Annotated in this window: 12 protein-coding genes and 1 tRNA gene; 10 read left to right on the forward strand and 3 right to left on the reverse strand. The window is 64.5% G+C overall.

Going from position 1 to position 15,204, the window contains the following annotated elements:
- Positions 1-58 precede the first annotated feature (58 nt).
- From pheT to HZI36_RS15895, 6 genes are all read left to right on the forward strand, one after another.
- The gene (gene pheT / locus HZI36_RS15870; RefSeq protein WP_179403602.1) at positions 59-2,491 is read left to right on the forward strand and encodes a phenylalanine--tRNA ligase subunit beta; all 2,433 of its coding nucleotides are present in this window, start codon (positions 59-61) and stop codon (positions 2,489-2,491) included.
- A gap of 78 nt (positions 2,492-2,569) precedes the next feature.
- Positions 2,570-2,962 (forward strand): integration host factor subunit alpha, encoded by a 393-nt coding sequence (locus HZI36_RS15875; RefSeq protein ID WP_179403603.1) that lies wholly within the window; start codon positions 2,570-2,572, stop codon positions 2,960-2,962.
- Between the two features lie 56 nt (positions 2,963-3,018).
- Entirely contained in the window at positions 3,019-3,465 is a 447-nt protein-coding gene (locus HZI36_RS15880; protein WP_179403604.1) for a MerR family transcriptional regulator, read from the forward strand.
- A gap of 328 nt (positions 3,466-3,793) precedes the next feature.
- Entirely contained in the window at positions 3,794-4,822 is a 1,029-nt protein-coding gene (locus HZI36_RS15885) for a hypothetical protein (protein WP_179403605.1), read from the forward strand.
- Positions 4,819-6,930 carry a TRAP transporter large permease subunit gene (locus HZI36_RS15890; protein ID WP_179403606.1) on the forward strand — a complete coding sequence of 704 codons (2,112 nt, stop codon included), beginning with the start codon at positions 4,819-4,821 and terminating at the stop codon, positions 6,928-6,930. Before HZI36_RS15885 ends, HZI36_RS15890 begins: the two co-directional genes overlap by 4 nt.
- Before the next feature lie 74 nt (positions 6,931-7,004).
- Positions 7,005-8,051 (forward strand): putative solute-binding protein, encoded by a 1,047-nt coding sequence (locus HZI36_RS15895; protein ID WP_179403607.1) that lies wholly within the window; start codon positions 7,005-7,007, stop codon positions 8,049-8,051.
- Positions 8,052-8,141: 90 nt separating this feature from the next.
- On the opposite strand, the gene HZI36_RS15900 is transcribed toward HZI36_RS15895, so the two are convergent.
- Entirely contained in the window at positions 8,142-9,050 is a 909-nt protein-coding gene (locus HZI36_RS15900; RefSeq protein WP_179403608.1) for a LysR family transcriptional regulator, read from the reverse strand.
- A 341-nt stretch (positions 9,051-9,391) separates the two neighbouring features.
- On the opposite strand from HZI36_RS15900, the gene HZI36_RS15905 reads away from it, so the two are divergent.
- The 4 genes from HZI36_RS15905 (at position 9,392) to bamC (ending at position 14,077) form a co-directional block, all read left to right on the forward strand.
- A complete protein-coding gene (locus tag HZI36_RS15905) occupies positions 9,392-10,879 on the forward strand; it encodes a purine-cytosine permease family protein (RefSeq protein WP_179403609.1) in 1,488 nt (495 codons plus the stop codon).
- 88 nt (positions 10,880-10,967) lie between these two features.
- A tRNA-Pro gene (locus tag HZI36_RS15910) sits at positions 10,968-11,044 on the forward strand.
- 727 nt (positions 11,045-11,771) lie between these two features.
- Entirely contained in the window at positions 11,772-12,632 is an 861-nt protein-coding gene (locus HZI36_RS15915; protein ID WP_179403610.1) for an alpha/beta hydrolase, read from the forward strand.
- 227 nt (positions 12,633-12,859) lie between these two features.
- A complete protein-coding gene (gene bamC, locus HZI36_RS15920) occupies positions 12,860-14,077 on the forward strand; it encodes an outer membrane protein assembly factor BamC (RefSeq protein ID WP_179403611.1) in 1,218 nt (405 codons plus the stop codon).
- Positions 14,078-14,447: 370 nt separating this feature from the next.
- On the opposite strand, the gene HZI36_RS15925 is transcribed toward bamC, so the two are convergent.
- Together HZI36_RS15925 and HZI36_RS15930 are read right to left on the reverse strand one after the other, a co-directional pair.
- Positions 14,448-14,705 carry a hypothetical protein gene (locus tag HZI36_RS15925; protein ID WP_059608571.1) on the reverse strand — a complete coding sequence of 86 codons (258 nt, stop codon included), beginning with the start codon at positions 14,703-14,705 and terminating at the stop codon, positions 14,448-14,450.
- A 133-nt stretch (positions 14,706-14,838) separates the two neighbouring features.
- Positions 14,839-15,126, reverse strand: coding sequence for a hypothetical protein (locus HZI36_RS15930; protein ID WP_179403612.1), 288 nt, complete (start codon positions 15,124-15,126; stop codon positions 14,839-14,841).
- Positions 15,127-15,204: the final 78 nt, after the last annotated feature.

Genomic DNA, 15,204 nt, shown 5'->3' on the forward strand with positions numbered 1-15,204 from the left:
CCGCGCGCATCCTCCGGAGCGCGGGCGTCGAACCAACCTGTTTCGAACGTAGACATCCATGCAATTCTCTGAATCCTGGTTGAGAACCTTTGTCGATCCGCAGCTGACGACCGACGAGCTGTCGCATGCGCTGACGATGGCCGGGCTCGAAGTCGAGTCGCTGACGACGGCCGCGCCGCCGACGTCGAAAATCGTCGTCGGCCGCGTGCTCGAAGTCGTCAAGCATCCGGATGCGGACAAGCTCAATGTCTGCCAGGTCGACGCCGGCACGGGCGCGACGCTGAATATCGTCTGCGGCGCGCCGAACGTCGCGCCGGGCATCAAGGTGCCGGTCGCGCTCGTCGGCGCCGAGCTGCCGCCCACCGAGGAAGGCGGCAAGCCGTTCGCGATCAAGCTGTCGAAGCTGCGCGGCGTCGAGAGCCAGGGGATGCTGTGCTCCGCACGCGAGCTGAAGCTGTCGGACGACCATGCAGGCCTGTTGATCCTGCCGGAAGACACGCCGATCGGCCAGGACATCCGCGACACGCTGAATCTCGACGACACGATCTTCGAAATCAAGCTGACGCCGAACAAGGCCGACTGTCTGTCGGTGTTCGGGATCGCGCGCGAGACCGCCGCGATCACCGGCGCGCCGCTGACGCCGGTCGACATCCGTCCGGTGCGCGCGGAGCTCGACGACACGCTGCCGGTGAAGATCACCGCGCCCGATCTGTGCGGCCGCTTCTCGGGCCGCGTGATCCGCGGCGTGAACGCGCGCGCGAAGACGCCGCGGTGGATGGTCGAACGCCTCGAGCGCGCGGGCCAGCGCAGCGTGTCCGCGCTCGTCGATATCTCGAACTACGTGATGTTCGAGCTCGGCCGCCCGTCGCACGTGTTCGATCTCGACAAGATCCACGGCGGCATCGAAGTGCGCTGGGGCAAGCGCGGCGAGACGCTGAAGCTGCTGAACGGCAATACGGTCGAGCTCGACGAGACGGTCGGCGTGATCGCCGACGATCGTCTCGTCGAGAGCCTCGCGGGGATCATGGGCGGCGACAGCACGGCCGTCACGCTCGACACGACGAACATCTATCTCGAAGCCGCGTTCTGGTGGCCGGACAGCATCCGCGGCCGCGCGCGCAAGTACAACTTCTCGACCGACGCCGCGCACCGTTTCGAGCGCGGCGTCGATTACGCGACGACCGTCGAGCATGTCGAGCGCATCACGCAGCTGATTCTCGACATCTGCGGCGGCAAGGCCGGCCCGGTCGACGACCAGGCCGTGAACCTGCCGCGGCGCGCGCCGGTGACGATGCGCGTGTCGCGCGCGAACCGGATCATCGGCATCCCGATCGACGCCGAGGAAATCGCCGGCATCTTCACGCGGCTGAGCCTGCCGTTCGAGCGCGACGGCGACGTGTTCTCCGTGACGCCGCCGTCGCATCGTTTCGACATCGAGATCGAGGAAGACCTGATCGAGGAAGTCGCGCGAATCCACGGCTTCGAGAAGATCCCGGCGCGTCCGCCCGTTGCGACGAGTGAGATGCGCGCGACGAACGAGACGCAGCGCTCGATCCACACGATCCGGCATGCGCTCGCCGCGCGCGATTACGCGGAGACGGTCAACTTCAGCTTCGTCGATGCCGAGTGGGAGCAGGATTTCGCCGGCAACGCGAACCCGATTCGTCTGCTGAACCCGATCGCGAGCCAGCTGTCGGTGATGCGCACGACGCTGTTCGGCAGCCTGATCAACGTGCTGCGCCACAACCTGAACCGCCGCGCGGATCGCGTGCGCGTGTTCGAGGCGGGCCGCGTGTTCGTCGCCGATCCGTCGGTGAAGGCGGGTGAGCTCGCGGTCGAGGGCTATGCGCAGCCGAAGCGCGTCGGCGCGCTGGCCTACGGCCCGGCACTCGACGAGCAGTGGGGCGCGCCGACGCGCGCGGCCGATTTCTTCGACGTGAAGGGCGATCTCGAAGCGCTGATCGCGCCGGCCGCCGCGTGTTTCGTGAAGGCCGAGCATCCGGCGCTGCATCCGGGCCGCAGCGCGCGGATCGAGATCGAAGGCCGCGCGGTCGGCTGGATCGGCGAGCTGCACCCGCGCCTGATGCAGAAGTACGAGCTGCCGCACGCGCCGGTGCTGTTCGAGATCGACACCGACGCGCTCGTGGCGCGCGCGCTGCCGGCGCCGGGTGAGGTGTCGAAGTTCCCGCCGGTGCGGCGCGACATCGCGGTCGTCGTCGATCAGGCGGTCGAGGTTCAGGCCCTGTTCGACGACATGAAGAAGGCGCTGGCCGACGACGCGTGCCGATTCGTTCAGAAGGTTGTACTCTTTGACGAATTTCGTGCAAAATCAAATACTTCCGGTGGACTTGCCGCGCACGAGAAGAGCCTGGCGTTCCGCGTGACGCTGCAGGATGCGGCCGGCACGCTGCAGGACGAAGTCGTGGATCGCGCGATCCAGGCGCTCGTCGAGCGGATGGCAAGCGGGCACGGCGCGCGCTTGCGCGGCTGACGGAGGGGCCCGCCCGGTCGGCGGGCGGCCTTTTCCATCGTGAGTTTTGGCTTTAACGCGTTGTATTGCATTGCAGATATGAACGACATGACCTCGAGTGAATTCGAAGCCCTCCTGACGGCGCAACGCAGCGCCATGACCCGCGACGCCTCCGCGCCCGCGCTGGCGGAGACGCCGACGCTGACGAAGGCGGAGCTGGCCGAGCTGCTGTTCGACAGCGTCGGGCTGAACAAGCGCGAGGCGAAGGACATGGTCGAAGCGTTCTTCGACGTGATTCGCGACGCGCTCGAAAACGGCGAAAGCGTGAAGCTGTCCGGTTTCGGCAACTTCCAGCTGCGGGACAAGCCGCAGCGCCCCGGGCGCAACCCGAAGACGGGCGAGGCGATTCCGATCGCCGCGCGCCGGGTGGTAACCTTCCACGCGAGCCAGAAGCTGAAGGCGCTGGTCGAAAGCGGCACGGAGTCGAACTGACCCGTTGACGCTCCCCGCGCGGCCGGCCGCCGCGCTCCCACCGACGGTAACTGACGATGACAACAACGGTTGAGAAAGTCGTCCTGCCTCCGATTCCTGCGAAGCGCTACTTCACGATCGGCGAAGTGAGCGAACTCTGCGGCGTCAAGCCTCACGTGCTGCGCTACTGGGAGCAGGAGTTCACGCAGTTGCGGCCGGTCAAGCGGCGGGGCAACCGGCGGTACTACCAGCATCACGAAGTGCTGCTGATCCGGCGGATCCGCGAATTGCTGTACGAGCAGGGCTTCACGATCAACGGCGCGCGCAACCGGCTCGATGCGCCCGGCGGCGGGCGCGGGGCGCCCGAAGCGGCGCCGGAGGACGTGGTGCCCGCGGCGGTGGCCGATGTTCCGGCGCAGCCTGCGGCGGCAGCGGCAGCGGCGGCCAGGCAGGGCGGTACCGTCGACGTCGTCGCGCTGCGTCAGGCGCTCCTCGACGTGATCGAAGGGCTGAAGCGGGACTGAGCGCCGCGCATCGTTCGGTTGTCCGTCAATGAAAAACCCGGGAGGTTCTCGCCTTCCGGGTTTTTTTACGTACCGGTTTCTCTCTGCGTCACATAAGTGAAATCCCGCGCTTAGAAGACGAGGTCTAGTCGCTTGAGTATTGCCCCGGCTCAAATTACTATCTCTCAAACAAATGAGACATTGAATAATGTCACATTGTTAGAAGCACAAGACTGGAGACGACCGGGTGAAGGTGTCGCTGTCGCTCATGCTCCAAGTCTTGCTCGTCGGTCGATGCGCGTGCGCTGCGCGCCATCGACGCCGACCGCGAGAAACATGGAGAGAGACGATGCGGACGTACGTCGGAAAACTGATGCTGTGGGCGATGGTGCTCGTGGGCGGTGTTGCGCTGAGCGGCTGCTCGGTGATTTATCCGCCGGTGGGCGCGACGCTCACGCATTACGCGAACGACCATGTGGTGCCGGAGGTGCTGGCCAGCAACGACGTGGATATTTCCACCTGCGGCACCGGAGCGGGGCTGCACCAGTTGCTCGAGTCGTTCGAGCGGGTCGTCCACCGTCCGCACATCGCGATGATGGATACCGAGCTGCTGTCGGGCTACTGCGCGCAAGCACGCGCGAACGAAGCGCACCTGATGTATCTGCAGGCGCTGCACGACGGCCAGGCCAATCGCGCGAAGGATTTCCACATCGTCGAGCAGCGCCTGCAGAAGCTGACCGCGCAACGCCGCTACGCCGCTTACCATGACTTCGTCGCCGCCTACGACCACTTCGGCGACGCACACGCGTGCCCGCGCTTTCGGAACGATCAGGATCAGGCCGAGTATCTGGTTGGCCTGATCACGACCGTCCAGGCGCTGCTCAGCGACATCCAGGCGGGCAGCGTGGTCGGCGTGCCGCAGGACGTCGCGAACCGGGCGGCAAGGTCGTCGGCGTGCCTGGACAACGCGAAGTGGTGGGGCATGCCGGAGGCGATTCGGGCCGCCGCGTGGATGAGCGTGCCGGGCACGGCGCCCGCCGGCACGGATCCCCAGACGGTGATGGATCACGCGGTCGAGACGGCCACGCCGTCCGGCATGCCGCTCGCGGCCACGTTCGCCGCCATCGCGGCCTACGGCCACGGCGACACGGCCAGGGAACAGGAAGCGATCCGGCAGTTCGTCGCGATCGACCAGCAGAACAAGGTTCCGAAGAAATACGCGCTGCTCGGGGAGATCGGCCGCCTCGAGGCCACCTACTACTCGGACCAGATCTGGATGAAGGCCACCGGCGCCCGCACGCCGTATGAAGGCCTGGGCCGGTTCCCGAACGATTCGGCGAGCGGCAAGGCCGACGACACCGGAGATTTGCTGAAATGATGACGCCGACCCGCACGAACGAGATTTTCCTGGGCGCGCACGCGAAGGCCGGCACGGGTACGTGGCGCAACTGGCTGGTCGCGTTGCCGACCGCGCTGCTTCTGCTGGCGGCGGTTGCGTTCGCAACCAGTTCGTTTCTCCATGCGCGCCTGCTCAACCTCGGGGAGACGTTCTGGCCCGGATACAACTTCCTCCGGGTCGAGATGCCGAAGCCTGCCTGCGATCCGCACGCGAACATCGACGCACAGGTCGCGCAGGCGGTTGCCCAGGCCAGGAAGTCGAATGCGGACAGCCTGTTCGACTCGGGGCCGGTCGATCCGAATGCCGTTCGCGCATCGCTGCTCGATCAGCGCGACCAATGCCGGAAGCTGTTCACGCTGTACGAGCGCAACCAGCTGGCGAGCCAGTCGCTGATTCTGCGAGCGTATCGCTCGATCGAACTGACGGTCGGTGCGCTGACCAATGCGGGGCAGGACGTCCAGCCGTACGTGCTGGTGCTGCTGATCCTGTTTTGCGGTTACGCCGGCAAGCTCGGGCACGAGCATATCGCGCTGCGGCTGCCCGTGACCGCGCTGGACTATCGGGTCAGCGCGATCGCTCAGGCCGTGGTCAACCTCGGCCTGCTGGCCTCGGCGATCGAGTGGATCCGGCTCGATCAGGGCGCGGGGGCATCGGTGCCGAACCTGCTGCACTGGATCTGGATCGCCGGCTTCGGCGTGCTGTCGGCGCTGTGCCTGTTCGATTTCGTCAAGGTGCCGGAGAAGGCCGCGCCGGGCGGCAATCTTGGTCGCGCGTTGCTGACGGTGCCGCTGTATGTCGTGCTCGGCGTGTTGACGCTGTTGTGGTTCGCGTTCGGCGAACGCTACATGGCCGGTGCGATCGTGCAGGTCCGGCGCATGGTGATGTTCTCGGATCTGTACCTCGACGTGGCGCTCTACATCTGGGCCGGCGTGCTGCTGAAGGAGACCCGGCTGACGTCGCTGATCTTCGAAGTGCTGCGGCCGTGGAAGCTCGCGCCGGAACTGATCACGATCGCCGTCGTGCTGATCGCCGCGGTGCCGACCGCCTATACCGGCGCGTCGGGGATCTTCGTGCTGGCGATCGGCGGCGTGATCTACGAGGAACTGCGCGAGAACGGCGCCCGCCGTCAGCTCGCGATGGGCGCCGCCGCGATGTCCGGCAGCATGGGCGTGGTGCTGAACCCGTGCCTGATGATCGTGATCATTTCCGCGCTCAATCGCGAAGTGACCACCGATCAGCTGTTCGAGTGGGGTTCGCGGATCTTCATGCTGTCGGCCGTGTTGTTCGCGATCGTCGTGATCGCGACGCGGCGCTCGTCGCTGTCGATCGCTTCGCCGCGCGACGCGCTCGGGCCGAGCCTGAAGGCGCTGATTCCGCTGATTCCGTATGCGGCGATCGCGGTCTTCGTGGTGTTCCTGTTTACGGTGATTCTGCAGACGCCGTTCAACGAGTTCTCGATTCCTGTTGTGCTGCCGTTCATCCTGCTCGGCATCATCGCGTTCGAGCGCTGGGTGCTGGTCTTCTTCAACTACATCCGCAAGCGCGAGCCGGGTGCGCCGAGGGTGGGCCGCGTGTGGCCGGTCGTGCGCGATTCGACGTTGCAGTCGTCGATGTCCATCGGCGCGCTGCTGCTGCTGATGGCGTTCGCGGTGTCGGTCGGCGGCGCGGTCGAGCGCTCGGGCGTGATGGATCTGTTCCCGCAGCATCTCGGCTCGGTGTGGCTCGCGACCGCGATTCTCGTCGTGACGCTCGTGATCGTCGGCATGCTGATCGATCCGTACGGCGCGATCATCCTCGTGAGCAGCGTGATCGCCGGCATCGCATACCGCAACGGCATCACGCCGGTGCATTTCTGGATGATCACGCTGGTCGCGTTCGAGGTCGGTTATCTGATGCCGCCGGTCGCACTCAATCATTTGCTGGCCCGACAGTCGATCGGCGAGCACGAGTTCGAGGCGCTGCGCACCGAGCCGCGCGAGAAGTCGTTCTACCGCCGGCACGAGCGCGTGCTGATGCCGCTCGTCGTGATGTGCACGGTCCTGCTGATCGATGCATTCGGCCCGCTGGTCTACAAGTTGTTTGCCTGAAAGATTCGTATCGAACGGGCAAGCGTGTCGCGGCGCGCTGCCTTAACCAAAGGTGAAGTCGGACGGAGGAAACCATGGATATTCGAAACAGAAACTGGCGAAAGACGCTGAAACTGGCGGGCGTTGCGGCAGCGCTGTGCGGCAGCGCGCACGCGTTTGCCGGCGAGCCGGTCAGCCGGACGCTGTGCATTTACGATCCGATCGGCGCGAACGGCTTCATCTACCAGTCGTTCCAGGACTACATCACGCAGGCGCTGAACTGGGGCGTCAGGTTCGATCCGAAGCCTTACACGGACGAAGACGTCGCGGTGTCGGATTTCAAGAGCGGCAAGTGCGATGCGGTCGAGATCACCGGCGTGCACAACATCCAGTTCGTGAAGTTCGCCGGCAGCCTGGACATGGTCGGTGGCCTGCAGACGTATCCGGAAGAGCACAGCGCGATCATGGCGATTTCGGGGCCGAAGGCCGCGAAGTACATGACGGCCGGCGATTTCGAGGTCGCCGGCGTCGCGCCGGGCGGCAAGGTGTTCCTGTTCGCGCGCCACAAGGACAACCTGTCCAGCATGCAGAAGGCGGCCGGCAAGAAGGTTGCGGTGCTGTCGTTCGACAAGCAGGCGACGACGTTCGCGAACGTCGCGGGCGCGGCGCCGGTGCCGGCCACGATCGCGTCGTTCGGTCCGATGTTCAACAATGGCAGCGTCGAGTACGCGTATGCGCCGTCGTTCGCGTACAAGGCGCTCGAGCTGTACAAGGGGCTCGGCACCGACGGCGGCGTCGCCGACTACGTGCTGGGCATGCTGTCGCTGCAGGTCGACGTCCACAAGAGCAAGTTCCCGGCCGATTTCGGACAGACCTCGCGTACCTGGGTGGCCGGGAACATGTGGGATACGGCGATCGGGCGCATCCAGAAGACCGACAGCGAGGTGCCCGACAAATTCTGGGCGCATGTCGACGCGGAGCGCACGAAGAGCTATGCGGAGCTGCTGGTCAAGGTGCGGCAGGGCCTGTGGGACGAAAAATGGTATGACCACGACATGCAGCACATGCTGAAGAAGATCCGCTGCAAGTCGAATCCTTCGGAAGCGGAGTGCAGCCAGCCGTCGGAGGGCGGGCCGACCTGATGTGACGGGCCCGCGCTTGCGGGGCGGGCCGGCGGCTGGCCTGGCGGACTGCCCCGGCGGCGTGCCTGGCGTGGGGTTCATGCGTCGGGTTCAGGCATCCTGCGCGGCGAAAGTGGCGGCCAGCTCGTCGAGGAATTCGTTGACCGGATCGCGCTGCTTCGCCGACTGCCGGACCGCCGCATGAAAGCTGACCTCATAGCGCAGCGCGTGCGGATTCAGCGCGCGCAACTGGTCGAGTTCCGCGTGCCGCGCCGCGTAATGCCGCGGCAGAAAGCCGAGATGCTGACCGGACAGGATCAGCAGCGCGGCGCCGTCCATGCTGTCGGTGAACGCGGTCAGGCGCTCGACCTGCGCCGGCGCGGGCATTTCGGGCAGCGGATGGCTGCGCCAGACCCAGTCGTGATCGACGACGTCGTCGGGCTTCAGGCGGCCCGCGTTGCCGAACAGCGGATGCGTGGGGCCGCAATAGGCGATCTGCGTTTCATGGAACAGCGGGATGTAGTCGATGTTCGCGAGCCGGTGCCAGAAGTAGCCGATCGCGAGATCGAGATGCCCGTTGATCACCTTCTCCTCCAGCATCGACGACGACAGCTCGGTGAAATTGAAGTGAACCGACCGGTGCGTCGCGCGGAAGCGTGAAATCGCGAGTGCGATCTTCTTGTTCGCGGCCGGGGCGATCTGGCCCAGCAGGCCGATGTTGATGCTGACGACCATCTCGCGATTGATCTGATGCACTTCGGCGCGAAAAGCTTCGAGCGCCGCGAAGAGCCGCCGCGCGGCGTCGACGAACTGGCTGCCGCGCGGCGTCAGCGAGAAGCCGCCGCGGCCGCGCTCGCACAGACGAAAGCCGACCCGGGCCTCGAGCGTCGACAGTTGCGCGCTGATGGTCGGCTGCGTCGTGTTGAGGGCCGTCTGCGCGGCCGATATCCCGCCGGCCTCGACCACCGTGAGGAAGACCCGGACGAGGCGCAGATCCAGCTCCGATACATTTCCTAACATTGTTCGTTCTCTCCGGGCGATGAACCGCACGGTTATAGAACACGCCTCGGCGTTCGAACAGGTGCGTCGCCGGCGGTGTCGGCGTCGGCCGATGCGGGCCGCGACGGGACACCGCCGGCCACTGCGGGCCGCCGGCAAGCGGCGCGGGCGCGTCGCGACTGGATCAATGTGAACAATCGAAAACGCAGTCGTGCGGGCGCGCCGATACATAGGGAGCAGTCTATGTAAACAGTGCGGGGGCGGCATTTTGCCGTCCGGTACAACTCCTTATATTTCGCACGACCGGCGAAGACCGGCTCCCGCCGGCATTCATCCGAATCGATCCACCAGAGGAGAATTTCATGTCCGAGACGAACAGTCCGGCCCGTTTCGCCGAGCCCGGCGGCGGCCTGGCGATCGAAGGCCATTCGATCGACTACATTCCGGAAAACGAACGTCACGCGAAGCTGCGCAGCCAGGGCCCGTTCTGGTTTCTCGGCAACTTCCATTTCTTCACGATCTCGATCGGCTTCGTCGGTCCGGGCCTGGGTCTGTCCGCCGGGTGGACGACGCTCGCCGGCGCGCTCGGCATCATGTTCGGCACGATCTTCATGGCGTTCCACGGCTCGCAGGGGCCGGAGATGGGGCTGCCGCAGATGATCCAGTCGCGCGCGCAGTTCGGCTACCGCGGCGTGATCCTTGCGCTGATGGCGACGATGTTCGTGTTCGTCGGCTTCAACGTCGTGAACGTATCGCTGATCATGGGCGGCCTGCAGAACGTGTTCGGGCTCGATCCGGCGCTGGTCGCATGCGCGGTCGTCGCGGCCGGCGCGCTGCTGTCGATCTTCGGCCACGACCTGATGCACAAGGCGTTCAAATGGGCGCTGCTCGCGACGCTGCCGCTGTACGCGTTCGTCACGATCGCGCTGATGGCCGGCGCCGGGCACGCGCACGCGGCGCCGGCCGCGCATGCCGGCGTCAACGGGGTCGCGTTCGCGACGCAGTTCGCGATCGCCGCGAGCTACAACATCTCGTATGCGCCGTACGTGTCCGACTACTCGCGCTATCTGCCGAAGCGCACGAGCCGCGCGAAGCTGATCGCCGCGGTGTTTCTCGGCGCATCGCTGTCGGGCACGTGGATGATCGGCCTCGGCGCGTGGCTCGCGCAGCAACTGAGTGCCGCCGATGCGCTCGTCGCGCTGAACCATGTCGGCTCGGCGGTCGCGCCGGGGCTCGGCAGCGTGCTCGTGATCGTGTCGGTCGCCGGGTTCGTGCCGATCATTTCGCTGAATACGTACAGCGCGATGCTGACGCTGCTGACCGGCGTCGATTCGTTCAGGAAGATCACGCCGACGCCGCGCGCCCGTGTGACGTCGATCGCGATCATCAGCGCGATCGTGCTCACGTGCGTGATGTCGATCGAGGGCAACGGGATCGCGTTGCTGGACACGTTCCTGACGGTGCTGCTGTATTTCCTGGTGCCCTGGACCGCGGTGAACCTCGTCGACTACTTCTTCGTCCGCAAGGGCCGCTACGCGATTCCGCATTTCTTCACGCCGAAGGGGATCTACGGCGCGTGGCAGGCGCGTGGGATCACCGCATACCTGATCGGGTTCTGCGCGATGATTCCATGCTTCAACATCTTCGACGCGACCGCCGACAAGGCGGTGTTCGTCGGGCCGCTCGCGCGCAAGCTGGACGGCGTGGACATCGCGTGGCTCGTGGGCCTGATCGTGTCGGGGCTCGTGTACTACGTGCTGAGCCGGTCGCTCGATCTCGATGCCGAGCGCGAGGTCGTCGATTCGATCGACGAGCGGGATCTCGTCGGGATGATGCGCGACGGGCATTGAGTGTCGCGGTGAGCTTGCGCGGAGGAATGTGACTTGCTGACGAAATGCGTTCTAAGTGCGAGAACTATCTGTTATACTTTTGTGCTTTCGGGGCGTAGCGCAGCCTGGTAGCGTACCTGCATGGGGTGCAGGTGGTCGGAGGTTCAAATCCTCTCGCCCCGACCAAGTCAAATCAAGCACTTAGCTTGTTACGGAAGACCGGCGAAAGCCGGTCTTTCTGTTTTTGCCCCTACTTTTCCATCTACCGTACGGTTCGCTGGTGGCTCGACGCGGATCTTTGATCGAGCGATGCCACGCATCGGGTGCGTGCAATCAAGTGCAACGGCCCGCCGAGTCCGTCGCCCGTTGCGCGTTCGTCATTTCGAGTGACCGAACGTCAGCCTTTCCGTCAGTCCTTCCATATCTCTTGAGTCGCCGATGGCGAGCGGCAGCGACCGGCCATTCTCGGCCGTTCGTCCGAGCGGTTGCTTAGATTTCTGTACGTCGGTTTGCCCCCTGACAGCGGCCCTTCGCAGCCGGCGGCGTTCGATAAATCGGACGTCTTTTATCGACCCGATGCGGACCGGCCGTTACCGGTTGCTCGTCGGCTGGGGTAAAAGCAGGGGGAAAATAGAACCTGACTTGCCGGAGTCGAGGCGATTTAGGGATGGACCGGGGGCCGGTTTGTACTCGCTTCTCTGTTCCGAATCAGCGCGACCTTCGCCAATTCAGAGGACTAGAATCGCGGACAGGACTGAGGAGAAACCAAATGCAACAAAGCGCCGGTTCGCTCCGCGGGAAAATCACGCGGCGTAGGATGCTCACACTAGCTGCTTCCATAGCGGCAGTGCCTGCCATCGCACAGGAGTGCCGGCTTGGGCCACCACCGCACCACCGGGGGCCGCCGGTCTTCATGGATTACGATCAGGTCGAACTCGATGCGTCGTACGATCAAGCGTACTACGAACCCCTCATCGGCCAAGTCTCGCAGCGTCTCGCTTCCAACAGCGAGGCCATGCGAACCCGCATCGGGGCGCCGCAACGCGTCGCCTACGGACCGACCGGAATCGAAAAGCTCGATATTTATCGTACCAACCGTGCCAACGCACCGATTTTCGTGTTCATCCACCCGGGCAATTGGTTGGTGGGCGCGGCCAAGGACTACGGCTACCCCGCGGAGATGTTCATCAACGCCGGGGCACATTACGTCGCCTTGGATTTCATTGCGATAAAGGAGGCGGGCGGGAACCTTGGCGTGATGGCGGCCCAGGTACGCAGCGCCATCGCCTGGGTCTATAAAAACGCTGCCACCATCGGCGGCGATCCAAACCGAATCTATATCGGCGGCCATTCCTCAGGTGGACACCTCTGTGGAGTTGCGCTCGTCACGGATTGGCAAAAGGAGTTCGGCCTCCCCAGCGACATAGTGAAGGGCGGCCTGTGCATGAGCGGCATGTATGAGATGGCACCGGTGCAGCTCTCCTGGCGGCGAACCTACGTGAATTTCACCGATGCAATGGCGGACGCAATGAGTCCGCAGCGCCATATCGAGAGGCTAGTTGCACCCATCGTCGTAACCTACGGAACCTTCGAGACACCTGACTTCCAACGCCAGAGCCGAGATTTTGCTGCTGCGGTTCAAGCCGCGGGGAAACCGGTGCAACTAATTGAAGCGTCCAACTACGCTCACCTGGAAATGGTCGAATCGCTCGGAAATCCTTATGGCCCGAATGGCCGCGCCGCCCTCTCTCTGATGAAGCTTTCGTCAAAGTGATATTGCTCGCTTTTGATACGGAAGACCGGCGAAAGCCGGTCTTTTCGTTTCTGATTCCACTTCGTTGCGACGTGAACCCGTTCCGCGTCACACAGGCAAATCCCTCATCGACCCCGTATCGCGGCCCGCGCGCAGGACCGCTTTTTGCACATGGCGCCGCGGCACCGTACAATGCACGGTTGATCCACGGAAAGCGCCGTGATTTTGCGGAAGAGGATTCCCTGAACATGACTGATCTTCGTCTTACCAAGCGGTTCGCTGCAGTGCTCGCCACCGGCGCATTCGTCGCCGGCTGTAGTTCGACGTCGCCCACGCAGGTCGACTACAAGAGCGATTCGAAATCGAAGGAGGTTTCGCTTGCGGTGCCGCCCAACATGCTCGACGAGACGGCCGATCAGCGCTCGCTGCCTCCGCAGGGCGGCGCGACCTCCCTGTCCACGCTGCAGCAGGTCCAGAAGGTCGCGCCGCCGACCGATTCGGTCGCACCGGCCGTCGCCGGCATGCACATCCAGCGCGACGGCACCGAAAGCTGGCTGGTCGTCGACAACAAGACGCCCGCCGACATCTGGCCGCAGGTGCGTCGCTTCTGGCAGGAGCAGGGCTTTCTGCTCGTCGTCGACCAGCGCGACAAGGGCGTGATGGAAACGGACTGGAACGAAACCCATCCGCAGATCAACGACGGCCTGATTCGCAGCGTGCTGTCGAAGGCGATGGGCAACTCGTACGTGACCGCCGAGCGCAACAAGTTCCGCACGCGTCTCGACACGGCACCCAACGGCGGCACCTACGTGTTCATCAGCCAGAAGGGGATGCGCGAGGCGCTGACCGGCCCGTCCAACGAGTCGAGCAAGTGGGAGCCGAAGCTGAACGATCCCGCGCTCGAGGCCGAATACCTGAAGCGCCTGATGGCCGTACTCGGCCAGAACGAGCTGCGTGCGCAGAACGGCGAGCCGCCGATCGCGGCCGACGATTCGCCGGTCTTGAAGAAGGAGGAGAAGGCCAGCGCGGATGCCGCCGCGTCGAAGGCCGCTGCCGCGGTCGCTGCGCAGAACGTCGCGCGCGCGTCGCAGGGGCCGGCGGATACGGCGGGCGCGGTGCCGAGCGTGCCGCCCGAGGTCACGCTCGGCGAGCCGTATGACCGCTCGTGGCTGCGCGTCGGGCTCGCGCTCGACCGCGCGAACTTCACGGTCGACGACCGCGACCGCACGAAGGGGCTGTACTACGTGCGCTACGTCGATCCGAAGGATCTGAGCTCGGCGGAGCAGGGCTTCTGGAGCCAGCTGTTCCACGGCAAGAAGGAGAAGACCGCGAAGCAGTACCTCGTCAACGTGAAGGCGCTGACGTCGGATGAGACGCGCGTGTCGGTCGTCGACGCGAGCGGGTCGATCGACACGTCGTCGCCCGCGCGCCAGATCATGTCGCTGCTCGTGAACCAGCTGCGCTGATTCGAGCGGTATCCCGCTTCGAGCAAAGCCCGCCTGACCGGCGGGCTTTTTTTATTCGCGCGTAGCACGTCATCTGGCCCTCGCGCGCACCTCACGTGAACGTTACGTAACACGTGCGTGTTACGACCCGCAGAATTGCCTGTAACGCTTCCAATCGCCGGAAATTTTTCCTTATAAATCAAATCAATACATTTTAGGAAAAGTCTGGCACGAAAGATGCTAAGTAACTGGCATGATGATCCGCGCCACGCGCGGATCCCGGTGGCCCCGTCGCCTATCCTCGTAGGGCGACGGTTTTGCCCGCGCTTCCTGTGAAGCGCGGGCAATTTTTTTGGGGCGCCGCTTTCGCATGGGCGCCGGCCAACTCGCGTCAGTGAGACGTGTCGGGAACGTCGAGGATCAGGATGATCGTCCAGTCCGCGTCGCCGTCGTGATGGTACTGGCGCTCGGCGACGATGAACGGCTGCTGCTTGCCCTGCGGGCCGAGGAAGAGCACGTCGCCCTCCATCGGCAGGCATTCGATCGGCGGCAGCGCGAGGAACGCGTCTTCCGAGCCGCGCGGCATCAGTTGCTTGATCTTGCGAGTGGCGGCCTCGGTCCACTCGATGTCGAGTTGAATATTGCTCATGCTGTCCTCCGCACCGGAGTGCGTACGGGTGGAATGGTTCGGGCCGCGACTTTAGCACGGCCGAGGGCTGCAACGAAAAAGCCGAACCCGGTTGCCCGGATTCGGCTTTTTCGCGTGGGCGGTGCCGCGGCGCTTACTGGCTGGCCGCGTCGGCCGGAGCCGCTTCCTTCTTCTCGGCCTTCATCGCCTTCTTCATTGCCTTGTGATGATGCTTCATCGCGTGATGCTTGTGTTCTTCGTGCATCGCGGGTTCTTCGGACGCCTGAGCAGCTTGACGCTGCTGCAGCTCCTGAGCGCGTTGCTCGATTTCGGAAATCTTCGCCGGATCGGTGATGGTTTTGATTTCCGTGCTCTCTTGTGCATACGCTGCGCCAGCCAACGCCGACATCGCAACCAGAATAGCCAGGGACATTTTCTTCATTGCTATACCTCCGCTAAGTGGTGAGGGACCCGAGTGTTGCCGTTTCGTCTGGCGACTGCAATCGAGTGGATCGAGTGT

The organism is Burkholderia guangdongensis (genome assembly GCF_013403875.1).
Taxonomy (GTDB): Bacteria; Pseudomonadota; Gammaproteobacteria; order Burkholderiales; family Burkholderiaceae; genus Burkholderia; species Burkholderia guangdongensis.

Bases quoted from the DNA above. Each gene is read 5' to 3' on its own strand.
- bamC (WP_179403611.1), top strand. From the start codon at position 12,860: ATGACTGATCTTCGTCTTACCAAGCGGTTCGCTGCAGTGCTCGCCACC.
- HZI36_RS15930 (WP_179403612.1), bottom strand. From the start codon at position 15,126: ATGAAGAAAATGTCCCTGGCTATTCTGGTTGCGATGTCGGCGTTGGCT.
- HZI36_RS15905 (WP_179403609.1), top strand. From the start codon at position 9,392: ATGTCCGAGACGAACAGTCCGGCCCGTTTCGCCGAGCCCGGCGGCGGC.
- HZI36_RS15875 (WP_179403603.1), top strand. From the start codon at position 2,570: ATGAACGACATGACCTCGAGTGAATTCGAAGCCCTCCTGACGGCGCAA.
- HZI36_RS15890 (WP_179403606.1), top strand. From the start codon at position 4,819: ATGATGACGCCGACCCGCACGAACGAGATTTTCCTGGGCGCGCACGCG.
- HZI36_RS15925 (WP_059608571.1), bottom strand. From the start codon at position 14,705: ATGAGCAATATTCAACTCGACATCGAGTGGACCGAGGCCGCCACTCGC.
- HZI36_RS15885 (WP_179403605.1), top strand. From the start codon at position 3,794: ATGCGGACGTACGTCGGAAAACTGATGCTGTGGGCGATGGTGCTCGTG.
- HZI36_RS15880 (WP_179403604.1), top strand. From the start codon at position 3,019: ATGACAACAACGGTTGAGAAAGTCGTCCTGCCTCCGATTCCTGCGAAG.
- HZI36_RS15915 (WP_179403610.1), top strand. From the start codon at position 11,772: ATGGATTACGATCAGGTCGAACTCGATGCGTCGTACGATCAAGCGTAC.
- HZI36_RS15895 (WP_179403607.1), top strand. From the start codon at position 7,005: ATGGATATTCGAAACAGAAACTGGCGAAAGACGCTGAAACTGGCGGGC.
- pheT (WP_179403602.1), top strand. From the start codon at position 59: ATGCAATTCTCTGAATCCTGGTTGAGAACCTTTGTCGATCCGCAGCTG.
- HZI36_RS15900 (WP_179403608.1), bottom strand. From the start codon at position 9,050: ATGTTAGGAAATGTATCGGAGCTGGATCTGCGCCTCGTCCGGGTCTTC.